At 36.4% G+C, this 1,496-nt stretch carries 2 protein-coding genes and 1 pseudogene; all 3 read left to right on the forward strand.

All coding sequences use genetic code 11. The annotated features are described in order from the left end of the window. Positions 1 to 333, forward strand: a pseudogene (locus STRDD11_RS14850) (ATP-binding protein); the annotation flags it as partial. 93 nt (positions 334 to 426) lie between these two features. Then, the gene (locus STRDD11_RS14855) at positions 427 to 699 is read left to right on the forward strand and encodes a hypothetical protein (protein ID WP_241209467.1); all 273 of its coding nucleotides are present in this window, start codon (positions 427 to 429) and stop codon (positions 697 to 699) included. A gap of 1 nt (position 700) precedes the next feature. Beyond that, the gene (locus STRDD11_RS13045; RefSeq protein ID WP_128837662.1) at positions 701 to 1,333 is read left to right on the forward strand and encodes a hypothetical protein; all 633 of its coding nucleotides are present in this window, start codon (positions 701 to 703) and stop codon (positions 1,331 to 1,333) included. The last annotated feature ends 163 nt before the right edge of the window (positions 1,334 to 1,496 follow it).

The raw sequence follows: 1,496 nt of genomic DNA on the forward strand, positions 1-1,496 counted from the left end.
GACGGCAGCTATGTGGCTGACAAAGTGGATATGAGCTGGGTTAAGAAGATGAAGGAGCAGGAGATTGAAACGTATATACCAATAACTAAAAAAGAGAAATTTATTCAGACTCTTAGACAACAGTATGGATTTAGTCGAACTGAATCAGAAATATTACTAAATTTATATCACATGATAGAAAAGAAATATGGGACTAAGAAAGCAAATATAGAATTCTTTAAAATAGTTGCTTCTTACTCTTATGGCGATAAATCTTATGGAGCTTGGCAAATTGTCGGTGGATTATATAGCCCAAATGGGATAAACGGTATAAATGTCGGTATTATAGAATGAAATCTGTTTTGAGAAAATATGGGTTAAAAGACGATGAGATTAATACGAAATACGATTCAGAAGGCCATTCAGAATCAGCATAATTTTACGGGGTTGGAAAAGATTGAAGAGGGAGATAGCGCTGTTGATGTTACAAACTCATACTACGATAGTGTCGAGAGAACATCTGGCCATAGAGCTTATGAATTTGTTCAAAACATTGGAGAAGGAGATTACATGAAAGGAATGAAGAAATTAGAGGAAACTTATAAATTATACGTTTCTTCTAATTCTAGTGAACAATCATCAACATTTGAAAAATTCATGAATGCTATCCAACATTTCCAAAAGGATTTAAATAAACCCAATCCTTCTACCGGAGAGTAAAATGTTAAAAAGAATGAAAAACTATTATAAAAACAAACCAAATCAAGCTTTCTTTATGCTCGTGGTGCTTATTTGGTCAGTATATGAGATAGGTGCGACCAGTCTGGCTAGCAACACAGCCTTGACCAAGGAATTCATGCACAGTCGGTATGTTATGGTTTGGCCAATGGTAAATAGAAAAGTAAAGCTTTACCACTACGCGGAAGAATGGACTAATGATGTTTTAGATGGAATTATGCATTTAGATTATGAAAATATTAGAATAACTAGTTTTCCTAAAAAATGGGAGAGTGAAGATGAAAGTTACTATACTCTGTCTGAGGATAAGTATGCTGATAGGGTATATTTTTTCTTAGATGAACCAATATCCAGAGCCTATACCACAACTTTAGACCAAGATTATTATTTGATTTCAAAAAATGCAGCTGTTATTAAAGAGGAAACAGGCAAAACGGTTAGTCAGTTACATCAAGAAATCGAGCATGCAAGGGAGGAGTTCTTGTCTGCTCTTGGCAAGATGAAAATCTTTCGTCTGGTTTATTTGATTCTTCGTCTGACAGTCCTGATGCTGTGCATCAGATGGTCGGGTCAACGGAGAGAACGGAAAGAAAATGAAATCTTGCAGAATAGCTAGAATCCTAAGATGGTATTGAAGACTACAAGGAGAGGCACAAATGACCTCGGCTAAATAATCGAATTGGAATCTGGGCTGCGGTTTGCTGCTTGTTGGCGTTCTGACAGTGGGAGTGCAACAGCCTGATTCCAGGCTGTTTCAGGTCTAAGACTTGCTGACAAAA

Origin of the sequence: Streptococcus sp. DD11, from assembly GCF_001578865.1 — a bacterium.
Classification (GTDB): Bacteria; Bacillota; Bacilli; order Lactobacillales; family Streptococcaceae; genus Streptococcus; species Streptococcus panodentis.

Coding starts and splice junctions, on each gene's coding strand:
- STRDD11_RS13045 (WP_128837662.1), top strand. CDS start 701: ATGTTAAAAAGAATGAAAAACTATTATAAAAACAAACCAAATCAAGCT.